The 646-nt window shown below is 39.9% G+C and carries 1 pseudogene; it reads right to left on the reverse strand.

Annotated elements, in window-relative coordinates:
• Window positions 1-646: pseudogene (locus Q4512_RS16375) on the reverse strand (gliding motility-associated C-terminal domain-containing protein); the annotation flags it as partial.

The raw sequence follows: 646 nt of genomic DNA on the forward strand, positions 1-646 counted from the left end.
CAGCTATCTGTACCACAAGATTGAAGCGCTAATATGTTAGCAGCATTCCAATCGTTAGCGATGGTTTCATTATCTGTTCCATTACATTCTATAGTTTCATCTACAACCGTACAAGCTGTTAAGTCAGGACCAATAGAATCTTCAAGTGTAAGTGTCGCAGTCAGTGTAGTTTCATTATCACAATCATCCGATACCGTATAGATTACAGTAATAGTACCACCAGCACCACAAGTGGAAGCAAGATTCGTAAATACATAATCGGAAGTTACATCAAATACAGCATCTGCATCACAGCTATCTGTACCACAAGATTGTAGTGCAAGTATGTTTGCAGCATTCCAATCGTTAGCAATGGTTTCATTATCTGTTCCATTACATTCTATAGTTTCATCTACAACCGTACAAGCAGTAAGGTCTGGACCGATAGAATCTTCAAGGGTAAGTGTCGCAGTAAGCGTTGTTTCATTATCACAATCATCCGATACCGTATAGATTACAGTAATAGTACCACCAGCACCACAAGTGGAAGCAAGGTTCGTGAAAGCATAATCCGAAGTTACATCAAAGACCGCATCTGCATCACAGCTATCTGTACCACAAGATTGAAGTGCAAGTATGTTTGCAGCATTCCAATCGTTAGCAATGG

It is taken from the genome of Oceanihabitans sp. 2_MG-2023 (assembly GCF_030547245.1).
In the GTDB taxonomy this organism is placed as follows: Bacteria; Bacteroidota; Bacteroidia; order Flavobacteriales; family Flavobacteriaceae; genus Oceanihabitans.